This is a genomic window from Hymenobacter saemangeumensis (assembly GCF_039541835.1).
Taxonomy (GTDB): Bacteria; Bacteroidota; Bacteroidia; order Cytophagales; family Hymenobacteraceae; genus Hymenobacter; species Hymenobacter saemangeumensis.
In genome coordinates, this window is the sequence record NZ_BAABGZ010000006.1 from 63,795 (window position 1) to 78,150 (window position 14,356).

The following is a 14,356-nucleotide window of genomic DNA, read 5'->3' on the forward strand; positions in this document are numbered from 1 at the left end:
AACCTTTTTACCTCGCCAGGGGCAGGCTACGCTTCACCGCCTTTCTATTCCGCTTCACCGTTGTTCTGCTATACTGCGCTCTTAGCAGCGGGCAATTTTGAGTTATCAACTCAAACACCTGCTGTATGAAGACTACGTTTTCCTTTTCCGTACCCCTGCGCGCCGGCATCATCCTGCTGCTGGTTTTGCTGATGCACCTGGCCGGCTTTGCCCAGGGCCTGCCCACGCAGGTTGTGCGTGGCACCGTGCTCGATGCCGCCGCCAAGGCGCCCGTTATTGGCGCCACCGTGGTGGTGGTGGGCGTGGAGCCCGCCCTGGGCGCCACCTCCGACGTCGACGGCCGCTTCCGCCTGGCCGGCGTGCCCGTGGGCCGCGTCAAGCTGCGCATCAGCAGCATCGGCTACGAAGACTTATTCCTGAACGAAGTGACCGTGACGGCCGGCAAGGAAGTGGTGCTGGAGCTGGCCCTGACCGAGCGCCTGACCAAGCTCGACGAGGTGCAGGTGGTGTACAAGCGCAGCGAAGACCGCACCGTGGCCAACAACGAGATGGCCAGCGTGTCGGCCCGCCCGTTCTCGCCCATCGAGGCCAACCGCTACGCCGGCTCCCTCGGCGACCCGGCCCGTATGGCCCAGAACTTCGCCGGCGTGGGCAGCGCCAACGACACCCGCAACGACATCGTGGTGCGCGGCAACTCGCCGGCCTCCCTGCTCTGGCGCCTCGACGGGGTGAACATTCCCAACCCCAACCACTTCGGCTCCCAGGGCACCACGGGCGGCCCGGTGAGCATGCTCAACAACAACCTGCTGGCCAAGTCCGACTTCCTCACCGGTGCCTTCCCCGGCGAGTACGCCAACGCCCTGGGCTCGGTGTTCGACCTGCGCCTGCGCAAGGGCAACGACGAAAAGCGCGAGTTTCTGGGCCAGCTGGGCTTCAACGGCATCGAGCTGGGCGCCGAAGGGCCTTACAGTAAGAATTCCAAGGCCTCTTACCTGGTCAACTACCGCTATTCTATCTTTTCGCTGCTGAAAGCCGTGGGCTATGAAATTGCCGGCACGCCCAGCTACCAGGACTTCACCTTTAAAACCGACCTGCCCGTAGGCCAGCGCGGTACCCTGAGCGTGTGGGCACTGGGCGGGCTTAGCCACATCAAGTTCTTTGGTGCCGACATCGATTCCACCAAAGCCGATGTGTACGGCGACGAAAACCAGAACTCCCGCGTGCGCTACACTACCGGCATCGGGGCGGCCAGCTACGAGCACCGCTTCACCGACCGCACCGTGGGCAAGCTCACCCTGTCGGGCTCCCGCACCGTGCAGGACTACGGGCAGGATACCATTCTCTACCGCAGCGGCCGCAACATCCTGGCGGAGATTGAAAACTATAAGGCCGACTTCACCCAGGAAAAGCTTTCGGCCAACCTGTCGGTAACCCACAAGCTCAGCGCCCGCGACAAAGTCTCGGCCGGCCTCATCATCGACCTGATTCAGTACAGCTACTACAGCGCGATGCTCTACCCCCGGGTGGTAACTGAGCGCAAGGCCAGCGGCAACACGGCTTTCTCCCAGCTCTACGCCCAGTGGAAGCACCGCTTCACCGACCAGCTCACCCTGAACACCGGCTTGAGTGCCTCCCGCTTCGAGCTGAATGGCAGCACCGTGGTGGAGCCCCGCGTGGGCCTGCAGTACCAGGCCTCGCCCGCCAGCAGCATCAGCCTGGCCTACGGCCTGCACAGCAGTCTGCAGCCCCTGCTGGTGTACTTCTACCAAGCGCGGCAGGACGACGGCCGCTACCTGGAAAGCAACCGCGACCTGGGCTTTACCCGCAGCCACCACTTGGTGCTGGCCTACGACCGGCAGCTGAGCGACAACCTGCGTCTGCGAGCGGAAGCCTACTACCAGTCGCTGTTCGATGCCCCCGTGGAGCGCACGCCCAGCTACTTCTCCATGCTTACCGAGGGCACCGACTTCGCGCCCACCAACAAGGGCAACCTCGTGAATGAGGGCACCGGCCGCAACTACGGAATCGAGCTGACCCTGGAGCGGGCCTTCTCCCGGGGCTATTACTTCCTGCTTACCACCTCCCTGTTCGAGTCGAAGTACAAAGGCTCCGATGGTGTGGAGCGCAACACGCCCTTCAATACCGGTTTCGTAGCCAATGCCCTGGTAGGAAAGGAGTTCAAGCTGGGTCGTAAAGACAACACCTTCACCGTAAGCCTGAAGGCGGCCACCACCGGGGGGCGCTACACCACGCCCATCGACTACGAGGCATCCGGCGCCCTCCGCTCGGCCGTGTACCGCTACGACCAGGCCTTCAGCCAGCAGCAAACCCAGTACTTCCGGGCCGATGTGAAGCTGGGCTATAAGGTGAACCGCGCCCGCCTCACCCACGAAATTGCCATCGACCTGCAGAACGTCACCAACAACCGCAACATCTTTCAGCAGGCCTACAACCCCCGCACCAACAAAATCGGCACCGCCTACCAGCAAGGCTTCCTGCCCGTGCCATTCTACCGGCTCACGTTTTGATGTGCTGATTGTTTGGTGTGCTGATGAGCAAAGGCGTGTCATTGCGAGCACAGCGAAGCAATCCGTCCTCTCTGCGCGACCAACCAGGTAATGTGAAAAGCCCCACCGCCTGCTTCGGCGATGGGGCTTTTTTATGTCTGGGCTTACCTGATTTCTGAGAGCTAGAGGAAGGTTTGCCGCGCTCCGCGTTGCTCCGCTCGCAATGACACGCCTTTGCTCATCAGCACATCATTTATCCCCAATCAGCACCTGGGGCCCGTTCCCGCGGCCGTTCATAATAATTACCTTGGCGTTTTCGGAGGTGGCAATGGCCTGGTTGGCTTTGATGGTCTCGTACTGCAGGAGCTTGTCGCTGAGCTCGGCGTTGATGATGCGCTGGTAGTCGGCAATGCCCTGGGCCTCGACGCGCTTGCGCTCGGCTTCCTGGCGCTCCTTCTGCACCACAAACTGCATTTTCTGGGCTTCCTGCTCGGCGGAGATTTTGCTTTCGATGCTGCGCTTCACCGACTCGGGCAGCTGAATGTTGCGAATCAGAAGCTGGTCGAGCTGCAGGCCGGCGTTGCGGAAGTCCTTTTCGATAGCAGCCAGAATGCGGGTCTGAAACTCCTCGCGCCGCGTCGAGTACAGGGCCACCGCGTCGTAGTACACGGCATTGTCGCGGATGCGGGTGCGGGAAATGGCCCGCACAATCTTGTCCTGGTAGTCTTCGCCGATGGTAGAGAGAATTTTGGGCGTCTGGCTGGCTACCACGTGGTACAGCACCGTCAGGTCGATAACCACCTCCAGCCCGTCGGCCGACAGCACCCGGATGGCGTCGTCGCCGGCCTGCTGCCCCTCAGAATGCTGCGCCGACATGGTATAGTTCTGGGTGCGGGTGTCGAAGCGCGTGATGTCGACCAGGGGATTCACCACGTTCAGCCCGGGCTGCAGAATGCGGGGCTCCACCTTGCCAAACAGCGTTTGTACGCCCACCTGCCCGGCCCCAATCTGCACCACGGTGCTGAGGGCAATGCCCAGCCCAATGAACACCAGGCCCAGGCCCAGCAGCGCCCCGCGCAGCCGAACCAGGCCTTCGGAAAACCGGCCAGCGTTCAGGCCCAGCATCAGTAGAATAAAACCAAGGACTGCAAGTAGCATGGGAAGAGTAATTAAAAATTATGAATTAAAAATTGAAAATGAACTGAAGCTTGGCTTCAAGTTATAGCCTGATGGTGAGCAAAGAAGAATAACTCATAACTCATAACTCCCCTCTAATCCTCCTCCTCTTCGTCCTCAGTGAAGTCCAGCGTGCGGGCCAGGTCTACGGCGTCGAGGGCCACTTCTTCGAGTAATTGGGGGGCATCGGCATCCAGGGTGCGGCCGAACAGGTTGAGCAGCTCTTCGCCCTGCTCGTTCACGTAAAGGTTGCTGTAGAGCTGGTCAAACAGCTTGGCATCGCGGCTGATGATGCGGTCGATGTCCTCGGGCGAGCGGCCCTCGTTGAGGGCGCGGTGCAGCACGGCCAGCACCTGCCGGCTTTCGTGGTGGTCGCCGAGGTCGGCCAGCAGCTTGAGCAGGCCCATGGCCAGGCCCAGTCGTACCTGCTCGAAGCGGAAAGGCTGCTCATTCCGTGGCGCCTTTCGAAACGCGTCATAGGCCTGCAGCGCGGCTGGCGTGAGGTAGTAGCGCACGTCGTTGGGCGCGTGAAAGGCAATGTGCAGGAGCTGCTCGTAAGGCGACATGAGGAAGAGGGGGAGTAAATGCGAGGCACGATTGGGCTGCCACTGCCACCCAGGGATGACTTTTGGCGTAAGCCGGATAGCCAAAAGTACAACGCCCCCCCAAGCCGGGGCCTTCTTTCACTTCCATCTTCCGATTTCCGATGACGCACAAATCAAAATGGCTGCTCTTTGCCCCGGCCGGGCTGGTACTGGTAGGCGCTGGCGCCAGCATGCTGCCCTGGGCGGGCGGCCTCAAAGAAAAAGGGCGCCCGGCGCCCGAGTGGGTAGCAGCCGGCACGCTGGCCCTGGCCGTATTCAATGCCGGCCTGAGCATTTTTGGGCGCGGGGTAGTTGAAAAGGTGCTGCACGAGCTGCGCGAAAAGCCCCAGCCAGCCACCATGCCCACGCAGCTCGACCGCCTCAGGCTTCCTGCCTGAGGCGCTGGGCCTCGTCGTCTTCCAGGTCGTTGAGCTCGATGTTGAGGGCGTCGACGGAAATCTGAATCTCAACCAGCGCCATGCCCAGCGACACCAGCAGGAGCAGCAGGCTGGCCCCGAACAACACCTTGCCGGCTGTGAGCAGCCCGGCGTACAGCAGAAACATGGTGAGCACGCAGCCAAACATGCTGGCAATGCCCACGGCCTGCATGTTGCGCACGATGAGCAGGCGGCGGCGCAGGTTCTGAATCTGCCGCATCAGGTGCTCGCGGTGGGTGTCGACGTACAGCGACTTCAGGCTGCGCACCCGGTTGGCCAGGGTCATAAACCGGTTGGTGTAGGCCAGCAGCAGCAGCGACAGCGCGGGAAAGAGCAGGGCAGGGGTAGTAAGGGTTATTTCCATTGGCCGTTACGCCAGTATTGCGTAGTAAGTAGTGGGAAAAGATGCCAGGCAGTGCCGGACATACTTACAATCGGTACAACAAAAAAGCCCCGTCCGGGTGAGACGGGGCTTTTGGCTGGAAATGGAAAGGGGTATTAGTCGGCTACGTCCTTGGCTTTCTCGGCTACCTTGTTGGAGCCTTTCTGCACGACGTTCTTGGTTTTCTTAAACCCTTTTTTAGCGACGCTGCCGGTTTTCTGAGCGCCGCTCTTCACCGCATGGCCGGTTTTGTGGGTTACGTCTTTGCCGACTTCCTTGCCGGCGTGAATCACCTCGCCGGTGTTGGTGCGGCCGGTTTTGGTCGATACCTCGGCCCCGTTGGCATCCACGGTTTTGGTGCGAACCGTGCCATTGGCGCGTACGTTGGTTTCGGTTTTGGCCGTGGCCGGGTCAACGGGCGACTTAGTAGTAGTCTGTGCGCTGGCAGCCGTGGCAGCAAAGGCGAAGCAGGCGAGCAGCAGGGTTATCTTTTTCATGTGAATGGCGGAATGGAAAGGAGGAATGCCGCCTTATACGCAGGCCTCCAGTCCGGGTTCAACCGGCTTCAGGGCAGCAGCAAGGAGCTGTCGCCGTAGCTAAGGAAGCGGTAGCCCTGGGCCAGGGCGTGCTCGTACACCTGCCGCCAGTGCTCACCTATCAGGGCGGCCACCAGCAGGAGCAGGGTGCTTTCCGGCTGGTGGAAGTTCGTTATCAGCCCCTGCACGATGCGGAAGCGGTAGCCCGGCGCAATCAGCAGCTGCGTGGTAGCCCGCAGCTCCCCGTCGGTGTACTGCTCCATGTAAGCCAGCAGGGCCTGCAGGGCAGCTGCAACGGCTACTTCGGCTCCCTCTTCGTAGGGCTGCCACTGGCCTACGTGTAAGGCCGCATCCGGCGGCGTACTGCCACGGCCGGCTGCGCGCACCAGCCCGGCGCCCAGCCAGTACAGGCTTTCGAGGGTGCGCATGCTGGTAGTGCCCACGGCAATAACCGGCTGGCCGGCCTGGGCCTGCAGCTGCCGGATTAGCCCGGCCGACACTACGAAAGGCTCGCCGTGCATGGCGTGCCCGGCCATCTGCCCGGCCTTTACCGGCTGGAAGGTGCCCGCGCCCACGTGCAGCGTCACCTGGGCCGTGCCGAAGCCCTGCTGCCGGAGCTGCTCCAGGATTTCCGGGGTGAAGTGCAGCCCGGCGGTGGGGGCCGCCACGGCGCCCTCGTGGGCGGCATACACGGTCTGGTAGCGTACGGCATCCACGTCGGTATCGGCCCGGTTGAGGTAGGGCGGCAGGGGCAGGTGGCCAGCGCCGCGCAGCACCTCGGCAAAGGGCAGCTCGCCGGGCTGCCAGCTGAAGCGAACAAGGGAGAAACCGTCGCCGGCTTCCAGGCGCTCGGCCTGCAGGGTGGCCGGCTGGCCATTGGCTTCAAACTCCAGCAGCACCGGCCCGCTTTTCCAGCGCTTGCCGTTGCCCACCAGGCATTTCCACACGCATTCACCGGTTTGCTGCATGGCCGGCTCAATGGCCCGGTGCGGGGCAACGGGCTCCAGGCAAAACAGCTCTACCTGTCCACCCGAGGGCCGCCGGGCAAACAGCCGCGCCCGCACCACGCGGGTGTCGTTGAACACCAGCAGACTGCCCGCCGGCAGCTCAGCCGGCAGGTCGCGAAACTGCCGGTCCTGGATACGGCCGCTGCGGCTCAGCAGCAGGCGGCTGCCGCCACGGTCGGGCAGGGGCTCCGGCGCGATGCGCTCGGCGGGTAGGGCATAGGTAAAATCCTGAATGGAAAGCTGGCGCGGGTCGGTACTCATCGCCGCAAAGGTCGGGTGCAGGAAGTAGTAAATAAAAGCTACGTGTCATTGCGAGGCGAAGCCGAAGCAAACGCAGCTCGGCGTAGCCAATCCGTCCTCTAGCATGCAGTCGCCTTAAGTTGTGACACATGAAAAAGCCCCAATGCCAGACCTGGCGTTGGGGCTTTTTACATTAGAGGGTTGGTCGCTGAGAACAGGACGGCTTGCCACGGGCTGCGCCCTCGCAATGACACGTTGCTTCTCCTCACTCCTTCCGCTTAAACAGCAGCAGGTGCTGCTGGGGCAGGGTGCCCACGGTTTGCACCAGCTCCAGGCCGGCGGCGGCCATTTCCTTCTGGGCCTGCTCCACGCTCATTTTGTGGATGCGCTTGATGGGCACGTTCACGTCTTCGGCGCGGTACTCTACCAGGGCCAGGCGGCCGGTGCCGGGGCGCAGGGCCTTGCGAATGGCGCGGGCCATTTCGCGGGGATGGTCAAACTCGTGGTAGGCATCCACGATGAGCACCAGGTCGAGGCTGTCGGCCGGCAGGTGGGGGTCGGTGGTGGTGCCGAGCACGGGCACCACGTTGCTGATTTTGCGCCGGACTTTGTTCTCGTTGATGGCCGCCAGCATCTCGGGCTGGATGTCGACGGCCAGCACCTGGCCCTTGGGCACTTTTCTGGCCAGCTGAAAGGTGAAAAAGCCGGTGCCGGCGCCAATGTCGGCCACCACGTCGGTAGGCTTCAGCTGGAGCTCGTTGAGCAGTAAGTCGGTGCCTTCTTCCTGGCGACGGCCGTGCCGCTCCAGCCACTCGGCACCCTCGTGGCCCATGACGTGGGCAATCTGGCGGCCCATGTAGTACTTGCCAATGCCGTTGGGGTCGCGCGGGGCGGCCAGCTCATAGCCGCTGGTGTCGCGCTCCACAAGTTGCTGCAGGCGGGCTTGCGATAAGCTCGACGGATGGGTCTCGGCGGGCAGCTGGGTACAGCCCCAGGTAGCGCAGCCGGCTCCCACGCAGCTTACAAGCACGGTTTTCCAGGTCCGAAAAGCAGTATTCATACAAGTCGCAATTACGCACATCTGCAGGTGTCAACAGCAAATTTCGGTCCGGCGTTCAGTGCCGGGTCTCGCGGCGGGGCCGCAATTGGGCCGGCAGCGGCGCCAAGAAAAAAGCAGGCTGCCCTTCTACTATTTTGGGCTTAATGCCGTAGAAGAGGCTATTCTTACTTTTTTCTTTTTTCCATCTCACGATGAAAAACATCTTTTCTCCTCTCTATTCGCTGGTAGCGGCCGTTGCCTGTGCCCTTACTCTGGGAAGCTGCAGCCGGGCCGAGTATGCCATGCTGCCGCAGTCGTCGTCTTACCTGGGCGCCCACCGGGCCGTAGCCGCAGCACCGGCTGCCTCACCGGAAGCTGCCACTCCTGCACTCGTAGCAACCCCCGAAGCGGTTGCCTCTGCTGCTTCCGCCCCGGCGCCCACCGCGGCTCCAGCCAAATCCAAGGCTCCGTTGGCTACGAAGGCTGTCGAAAACAACGGGCAGGCCCACGAGCAAGCCCTAGCGGCTGCGCTGCCCGCGGCGGCTACCGGCTCCCAGCTTGCGGAGCCGGTTAAGCTGACCCGCGTGCAGAAGTTTGCTGCCAGCAAGGCCATGCGCACCCTAAGCAAAACCATGGGCGTGACGCAGTTCAAGGAAAAGCTGGATGTGGCCAAGACGGAGAAAATCAGCGGCAACCTGCGCACGGGTATTGTGTTGCTGCTCATTGCCCTGATTGTGTCCTTGTTCAGCAAGGTGAATAGCATCTTTGGCCTTATTGGCACCATCATCGCCATTATCGGCCTGGTGTTCATCGTGCTCTGGCTGCTGGATAATATTTAAGCCCGCAGCACTTTCAGCAAAAAGCCCCGGCTGCTCTGCGCAGCCGGGGCTTTTTTATTTACTATTTCAATCTATGCAGTGTTTTTCCGGGCTAGTTCGGGCAGCTATTTCCCGTCCAGCCGGCGCTGGCGCTATAGGTAACCATGCAGCAGCCATTGGCTATTACATAGTTCCTCACGCAGCTGGCGAAGCCAACCCCGGGGTTCTGACCGCCGGAGCATACCACTTTCTCCTGGCTTCCGGGCTCCTTAATCAGCGCAAAAAGGTAACCTCCTTCTGCTTTTGAAATCCGAAGACTGGTTTTTTCATCTACCATTCCTTTAGTCGTCTCATATACTAGCTCGTAGTCCTTCTCCGAAGTTGCCTCCGCCTGACCCGCCTGGCCGGCGGTTTGCGTGAGGTCCTTAATCTGTTCTTTCTTTTCACAGCTGGCACTGATGCCACCCAGCAGTAGCACCGCCAGGGCCAGTGGTAAACTGAGACGGGAAGTTTGGTTTTTCATGTTAAAAAGTAACTAGTAGTCTATTGCCTAGTCTGTTTGATATGTTTTCGGCTTTCCACAAAATTCTATTCATAGGGGAGAGCAGCCCGGCATAAGCTCATGATGCAGTAGTTGGTTAAGTGCCGGTCGAAATTAGGATTTTGTTTTATAAATGAATAGTTAATCTGCCGCTATGCTTATAGCCAGGCCGGCATGCTGAATTGCGACCTTATACCCTTGTAAACAAGGGAAACAATATTGCCAGCGCCGGCGCTCAGTCAATAACAAGCCTGACAACTAACAACTGACAACTAACAACTAAAAGCTACATTGGGTCTACATCGGCCACGAAGCGGGCCTGCTTGAACTCCTTCTGGTCTTTGCAGGCGTCGATGGCGTCGAGAATCTGCTGCTTGGCGTGCTTGAGCACGGTGTGGGCGCGGTCGAGCTTGATGGTGATTTCCTGGATGAAGAAGTTGCGGATGCGAAAGATGTAGGGCGCCTCGGGCCCCAGCACGGCCGTGCGGCCCAGGCGCTCCACCAGCTCCTGGGTGAGGAAGATGGCCGCCTGCTCGCACAGGCCCTGCTCCATGTGCTTCACCGTCATCTTGATAACGCGCATAAACGGCGGGTAGCCGTGCTCGCGGCGCTGCATGATTTCGTAGTTGTAGAACTCCAGGTAGTCGTTGCGAATCACCTTGTCGAAGATGACCTGCTGGGGGTCGGCCGTCTGAATCAGCACCTTGCCTTTTTTGCCCTTGCGCCCGGCCCGGCCGCTCACCTGCACAAACATCTGGTAGGCCCGCTCGTGGGCCCGGAAGTCGGGGTAATGAATGATGGAGTCGGCGTTGATGATGCCCACCAGGCTCACGTTGGCAAAGTCCAGGCCCTTGGTCACCATCTGGGTGCCCACCAGCACGTTGGTGTTCTGCTTTTCGAAGTCGCCGATAATCTGCTGGTAGGCATTCTTGGCGCGGGTGGTGTCGAGGTCCATGCGCTGCACGTTGGCCTGGGGCAGCATAATTTTCAGGTCGTCCTCAATCTTCTCGGTGCCGAAGCCCACGGTTTTCACGGCCCGGGAGCCGCAGCAGGGGCACTTGCTCACCATGGGGTCGTGGTAGCCGCAGTAGTGGCAGCGCAGCTCGTGGCTGTGCTTGTGGTAGCTCAAACTCACGGCGCAGTTGGTACACTTGGGTATCCAGCCGCAGTCCTGGCAGGCCACCACGGGCGCGTAGCCGCGGCGGTTCTGAAACAGAATCACCTGCTCCTTAGCACCCAGCTTGCGCTCAATCTCGCCCAGCAGCTCGGCCGAGAAGTGGTTGTGCATGGTTTTGGCCTCGCGCTGCTTGCGGGTGTCAATCAGCTCAATCTCGGGCATGCCGGCCTCGCCGAAGCGCTTGGTGAGGCTCACCAGGCCGTAGCGGCCCTGCTGGGCCTGGTAGTAGGTTTCGACGGCCGGCGTGGCGGAGCCCAGCAGGGTTTTGGCCCCCTGGAAGTTGCCCATCATCAGGGCCACCTCGCGGGCGTTGTAGCGCGGGGCGGGGTCGTACTGCTTGTAGCTCGACTCATGCTCCTCGTCCACGATGATGAGCGAGAGGTCATCAAAGGGCAGGAACACGGCCGAGCGCACGCCAATCACCACCTGGAAGCGGCCCGAAAGCACGCCGTTCCACACTTCCACCCGCTCGTTGTCGGAGAACTTGGAGTGGTACACGCCCAGGCGCGAGCCGAACACGCGCAGCAGTCGCGTCACAATCTGGGCGGTGAGGGCAATTTCCGGCAGCAGGTACAGCACCTGCCCGCCACCCTCCAGGGCCTTGCGAATCAGGTCGATGTAGATTTCCGTCTTGCCCGCCCCGGTCACGCCGTGCAGCAGCACGATGTCCTTTTCGCCGAAGTGGTTCAGGATTTCGTCGCGGGCGGCGGTCTGGGCCTCGCTCAGGGTGAAGTGCAACTGGGCCGTGGGCTCGTCTTCCAGCGGAAAGCGCGACACAATCTGGTCGAACTGCTCCAGCACGCCATTCTTAATCAGGGTGTTCACCGCCGAGGGCGAGAGGTGGGGGCTGCTGGTGAGGGCTGCCTTTTCCATGCCGGCGTGGTTGGCGTGCTCGTTCTGGTACACGGGCACGCGCTGCAGGTACTTCATCAGCACGTCCAGCTGCTTGGGCTTGCTGGTGAGGGTATTGAACAGCATCTCCAGCGAGGCCTCGTTTACAAAATGGTGGGCCAGGCGCACCTTCTTCAGCACCTTGGGCGAGTACTTGTCGGCGGTGTGCTCAAACAGGAAAATGGCCTCCTTGTGCATCAACGACTTGATGACCTTGTGGAAGGAGGCAACGCCCAGCAGCTCGCCCACCTCGGTAAAAGTGAGGGCCTTGCTTTCTTCCAGGGTGCCCAGCGCGTCGAGAATCTGCTCTTCCTGAGCGGTAAGCGGGTACTCGTTTTCCTCCCGCGAAAACGCCGGGTGCAGCTGAATGCGCGACTCCGAGCTGAGCTTGAGCGCCGAAGGCAGGGCCGCGTTGATGACCTCGCCCAGCGTGCACATGTAGTAGTCGGCCATCCAGCGGAACAGCTTGAGCTGGGGCTGGGTCACCACGGGCGCGTCGTCGATGAATTCGAGGATGTACTTGGCCTGGTAGTCTTTGGGCGCCTGCTCGTGCACGGCGGCCACGATGCAGCTCAGCGTTTTCTTGGCCCCGAACTGCACAATGACGCGCCCGCCAATCACCACGTTGTCGTTCAGCTCATAGGGCACGCGGTAAGTATAGAGCCGCGGCAGGGGCAGGGGCAGGATAACATCGGCAAATAGCGTCACCCGGTCGGCAGCCGAAGCCGGGGCGGGCGAGGTAAAATCTAGGGCGAGGCTCAAAACTATGGATAGGGTAGGGGGCGAATAGTAAAGATAGAAAGAAGCTAGCGGCGCTTGGCCACAAGCGCTACACAGCTGGCGTTAACCTGCAAGTAGTGAATTGCCTGCACGCAGAAGTAGCGCCGCGCCCGCTGGCCTAGGCAAAGCACAGCAGGGGCAAGGCATCAGCTGCGCTGTATACAGGGGCCATACACGCTTGATTACGACATACATAAATGGCCGTGCGCTCATGGGAAGGCAGGCGGTGCAGGCGCAGCAGAGGCAGCGAGCTGCCGGCCTCTGTACCAGCCAGCACGGCGTCGTGCAGAAAATGGCGGCTCAGAGCTTCCCGGTACTCGTCGGCGTCGGGCCCGACAATGGCTATTTCGGGCCCGGGCCGAAGCAGGGCCGCATACAGCGAAGCCCAGTTGCTGAGGTGCTGGGGCTCCTGCACTACCAGGGGCCGCACCTGCGTAAGCATGGCGGCTGCCAGCTCGGTATAGGCAGCGGTTTCAAGGTGGCGGCCCAGGCGGTGCAGGTTGTGCGCCATTACCGAGTTGGAAGCGGATATAACGTTGTCAAACAGCTCCTTCTTACGGGCAATAAGGGCCTCGGCGCTGCTGTCGGTAAAGTAGAACTGCTTTTCGGCCGGGTCAAAAAAATGATTCAGCACGTACTCCGTCAGCCCTTCGGCCTCGTGCAGCCATTCTTCCGCAAAGCCGATTTCGTACAGGCTGATGTAGGCCTGAATTACCAGGGCATAGTCTTCCAGAAAGCCGGGAATACTGGCTTTGCCCCCTTTGGTGGTTCGGAACAGCCGCTCGCCATCCCGCAGCGTTTGCTGGATATAGCGGGCGTTGCGGTGGGCCATCACCAGAAACTCGGGCTCGGCAAAGGCGCGGTAGGCGTCGCAGAGGCCCTGCAGCACCAGGGCGTTCCAGCCGGCCAGCACTTTGCTGTCGAGGCCCGGGCGCACGCGGTAGGCGCGGGCCGCCATTATTTTCTGCTTCCAGCCCTGCACCAGCTCCGCTACCAGGCCCGGCGTCAGCTGATGCGCGGCGGCAAAGTCGGCATCGCTGAGGCGGCGGTGCAGAATGTTGCGCCCGTGCTCCCAGTTGCCCAGGGCTGTGCAGTTGTAGTAAGCGGAGAACAGCGGCTCCTCATCGCCCAGAATCTGCTGCAGCTCTTCGCGGGTGAAAACGTAGTACTTGCCTTCCTCGCCTTCGCTATCGGCGTCGAGCGACGAGAAGAAGCCGCCTTCGGCATTCATCAGCTCCAGGCGGATAAACTCCACCGTGTCGTACACCACTTCCCGAAACAGCTCCTCGCCCGTCACCTGAAAAGCTTCGCTGTACAGGCTCAGCAGCTGCCCGTTGTCGTACAGCATCTTCTCGAAGTGGGGGGCCAGCCACTTCTCGTCGGTTGAATAGCGGGCAAAGCCGCCGTGCACCTGGTCGTATATGCCGCCCCAGGCCATTTCCCGCAGGGTCAGCACCACTTGGCTCAGCATTGCCTCACTGCCGCTGATGGCGTGGCAGCGCAGCAGAAAGCGCCACACGCTGGGCATAGGAAACTTGGGCACCCGGTCCATACCCCCGTGCTGCGGGTCCAGCTTGGCCGCCAGGTTGGCCGCCAGCGTCTGGAACTCGGCATCGCTCACCCCGGCGGGTTGATTCTGCACTGAAAAGGCTTCCATGCTGGCCCGTGCTTCCGCTACCTGCTTAGCGCCGTATTTTTCCAGCTCACTGCTGCCGATAACCCGGGCAAACCGCTCGGCCGACTGCTCCAGCTCCTGCCGGTGCTCGCCGTTGTAGGCCTGCCCGATGTTGGCCAGCAGCTGCTGCCAATTGCCTTTAGAGAAGTACGTTCCCCCGTAGAAAGGCTTAGCCGCAGGGGTCAGAAACACGTTCAGGGGCCAGCCGCCCTGTACCCCCATGGCATGCAGGGCATCGAGGTAAATCTGGTCTACATCGGGCCGCTCCTCGCGGTCTACCTTAATGCACACAAAGTGCTGGTTCATTACGCGGGCCACCCCGGCATCTTCAAACGACTCGCGCTCCATCACGTGGCACCAGTGGCAGGCGGCATAGCCGATGCTGACCAGAATGGGCTTCTGCTCGGCCTGGGCCTTCTGCAGCGCCTCCGGCCCCCAGGGATACCAGTCCACGGGGTTGTGCATGTGCTGGCGCAGGTAGGGGCTGGATTCCTGCGCCAAGCGGTTGGTAAACTCCGAAGCATTGCCCATAAAAAGTGCTGTTCAAGTAGAAGACGCCCTAAAGC

12 protein-coding genes are annotated in these 14,356 nt (G+C 61.2%); 3 read left to right on the forward strand and 9 right to left on the reverse strand.

All coding sequences use genetic code 11. The features are described from left to right. The first annotated feature begins 125 nt into the window (after positions 1-125). Positions 126-2,528, forward strand: coding sequence for a TonB-dependent receptor (locus tag ABD919_RS00760; RefSeq protein ID WP_345232867.1), 2,403 nt, complete (start codon positions 126-128; stop codon positions 2,526-2,528). Positions 2,529-2,756: 228 nt separating this feature from the next. Here the strand turns inward: ABD919_RS00760 and ABD919_RS00765 are convergent, their stop codons facing one another. Together ABD919_RS00765 and ABD919_RS00770 are read right to left on the reverse strand one after the other, a co-directional pair. Beyond that, the gene (locus ABD919_RS00765; RefSeq protein ID WP_345232869.1) at positions 2,757-3,665 is read right to left on the reverse strand and encodes a prohibitin family protein; all 909 of its coding nucleotides are present in this window, start codon (positions 3,663-3,665) and stop codon (positions 2,757-2,759) included. A 113-nt stretch (positions 3,666-3,778) separates the two neighbouring features. Further along, complete coding sequence (locus tag ABD919_RS00770; protein ID WP_345232871.1) at positions 3,779-4,249, reverse strand: hypothetical protein; 471 nt, start codon at positions 4,247-4,249, stop codon at positions 3,779-3,781. A gap of 140 nt (positions 4,250-4,389) precedes the next feature. Between ABD919_RS00770 and ABD919_RS00775 the strand changes: the two genes are divergently transcribed. Continuing rightward, positions 4,390-4,665, forward strand: a complete 276-nt coding sequence (locus tag ABD919_RS00775; RefSeq protein ID WP_345232873.1) for a hypothetical protein — start codon at positions 4,390-4,392, stop codon at positions 4,663-4,665. On the opposite strand, the gene ABD919_RS00780 is transcribed toward ABD919_RS00775, so the two are convergent. The 4 genes from ABD919_RS00780 to ABD919_RS00795 all read right to left on the reverse strand — a co-directional run bounded on the left by ABD919_RS00780 (position 4,649) and on the right by ABD919_RS00795 (position 7,929). Next, entirely contained in the window at positions 4,649-5,068 is a 420-nt protein-coding gene (locus tag ABD919_RS00780) for a DUF2721 domain-containing protein (RefSeq protein ID WP_345232875.1), read from the reverse strand. The genes ABD919_RS00775 and ABD919_RS00780 overlap by 17 nt on opposite strands. A gap of 134 nt (positions 5,069-5,202) precedes the next feature. Continuing rightward, complete coding sequence (locus ABD919_RS00785) at positions 5,203-5,583, reverse strand: hypothetical protein (RefSeq protein WP_345232877.1); 381 nt, start codon at positions 5,581-5,583, stop codon at positions 5,203-5,205. A gap of 68 nt (positions 5,584-5,651) precedes the next feature. Further along, a complete protein-coding gene (locus tag ABD919_RS00790; RefSeq protein WP_345232879.1) occupies positions 5,652-6,890 on the reverse strand; it encodes an S-adenosylmethionine:tRNA ribosyltransferase-isomerase in 1,239 nt (412 codons plus the stop codon). 244 nt (positions 6,891-7,134) lie between these two features. Continuing rightward, positions 7,135-7,929: a class I SAM-dependent methyltransferase gene (locus ABD919_RS00795; protein WP_345232881.1), complete on the reverse strand. Its 795-nt coding sequence runs from the start codon at positions 7,927-7,929 to the stop codon at positions 7,135-7,137. Between the two features lie 191 nt (positions 7,930-8,120). On the opposite strand from ABD919_RS00795, the gene ABD919_RS00800 reads away from it, so the two are divergent. After that, complete coding sequence (locus tag ABD919_RS00800) at positions 8,121-8,747, forward strand: hypothetical protein (protein ID WP_345232882.1); 627 nt, start codon at positions 8,121-8,123, stop codon at positions 8,745-8,747. Positions 8,748-8,838: 91 nt separating this feature from the next. Here ABD919_RS00800 and ABD919_RS00805 read toward each other — a convergent pair whose 3' ends face one another. The 3 genes from ABD919_RS00805 to ABD919_RS00815 all read right to left on the reverse strand — a co-directional run bounded on the left by ABD919_RS00805 (position 8,839) and on the right by ABD919_RS00815 (position 14,321). Continuing rightward, on the reverse strand, positions 8,839-9,249 hold the full coding sequence (locus tag ABD919_RS00805; RefSeq protein ID WP_345232884.1) for a hypothetical protein: 411 nt from the start codon (positions 9,247-9,249) through the stop codon (positions 8,839-8,841). A gap of 304 nt (positions 9,250-9,553) precedes the next feature. Further along, a complete protein-coding gene (gene priA / locus ABD919_RS00810; RefSeq protein ID WP_345232886.1) occupies positions 9,554-12,097 on the reverse strand; it encodes a replication restart helicase PriA in 2,544 nt (847 codons plus the stop codon). Positions 12,098-12,233: 136 nt separating this feature from the next. Beyond that, positions 12,234-14,321, reverse strand: a complete 2,088-nt coding sequence (locus ABD919_RS00815) for a thioredoxin domain-containing protein (RefSeq protein WP_345232888.1) — start codon at positions 14,319-14,321, stop codon at positions 12,234-12,236. Between the last annotated feature and the right edge of the window lie 35 nt (positions 14,322-14,356).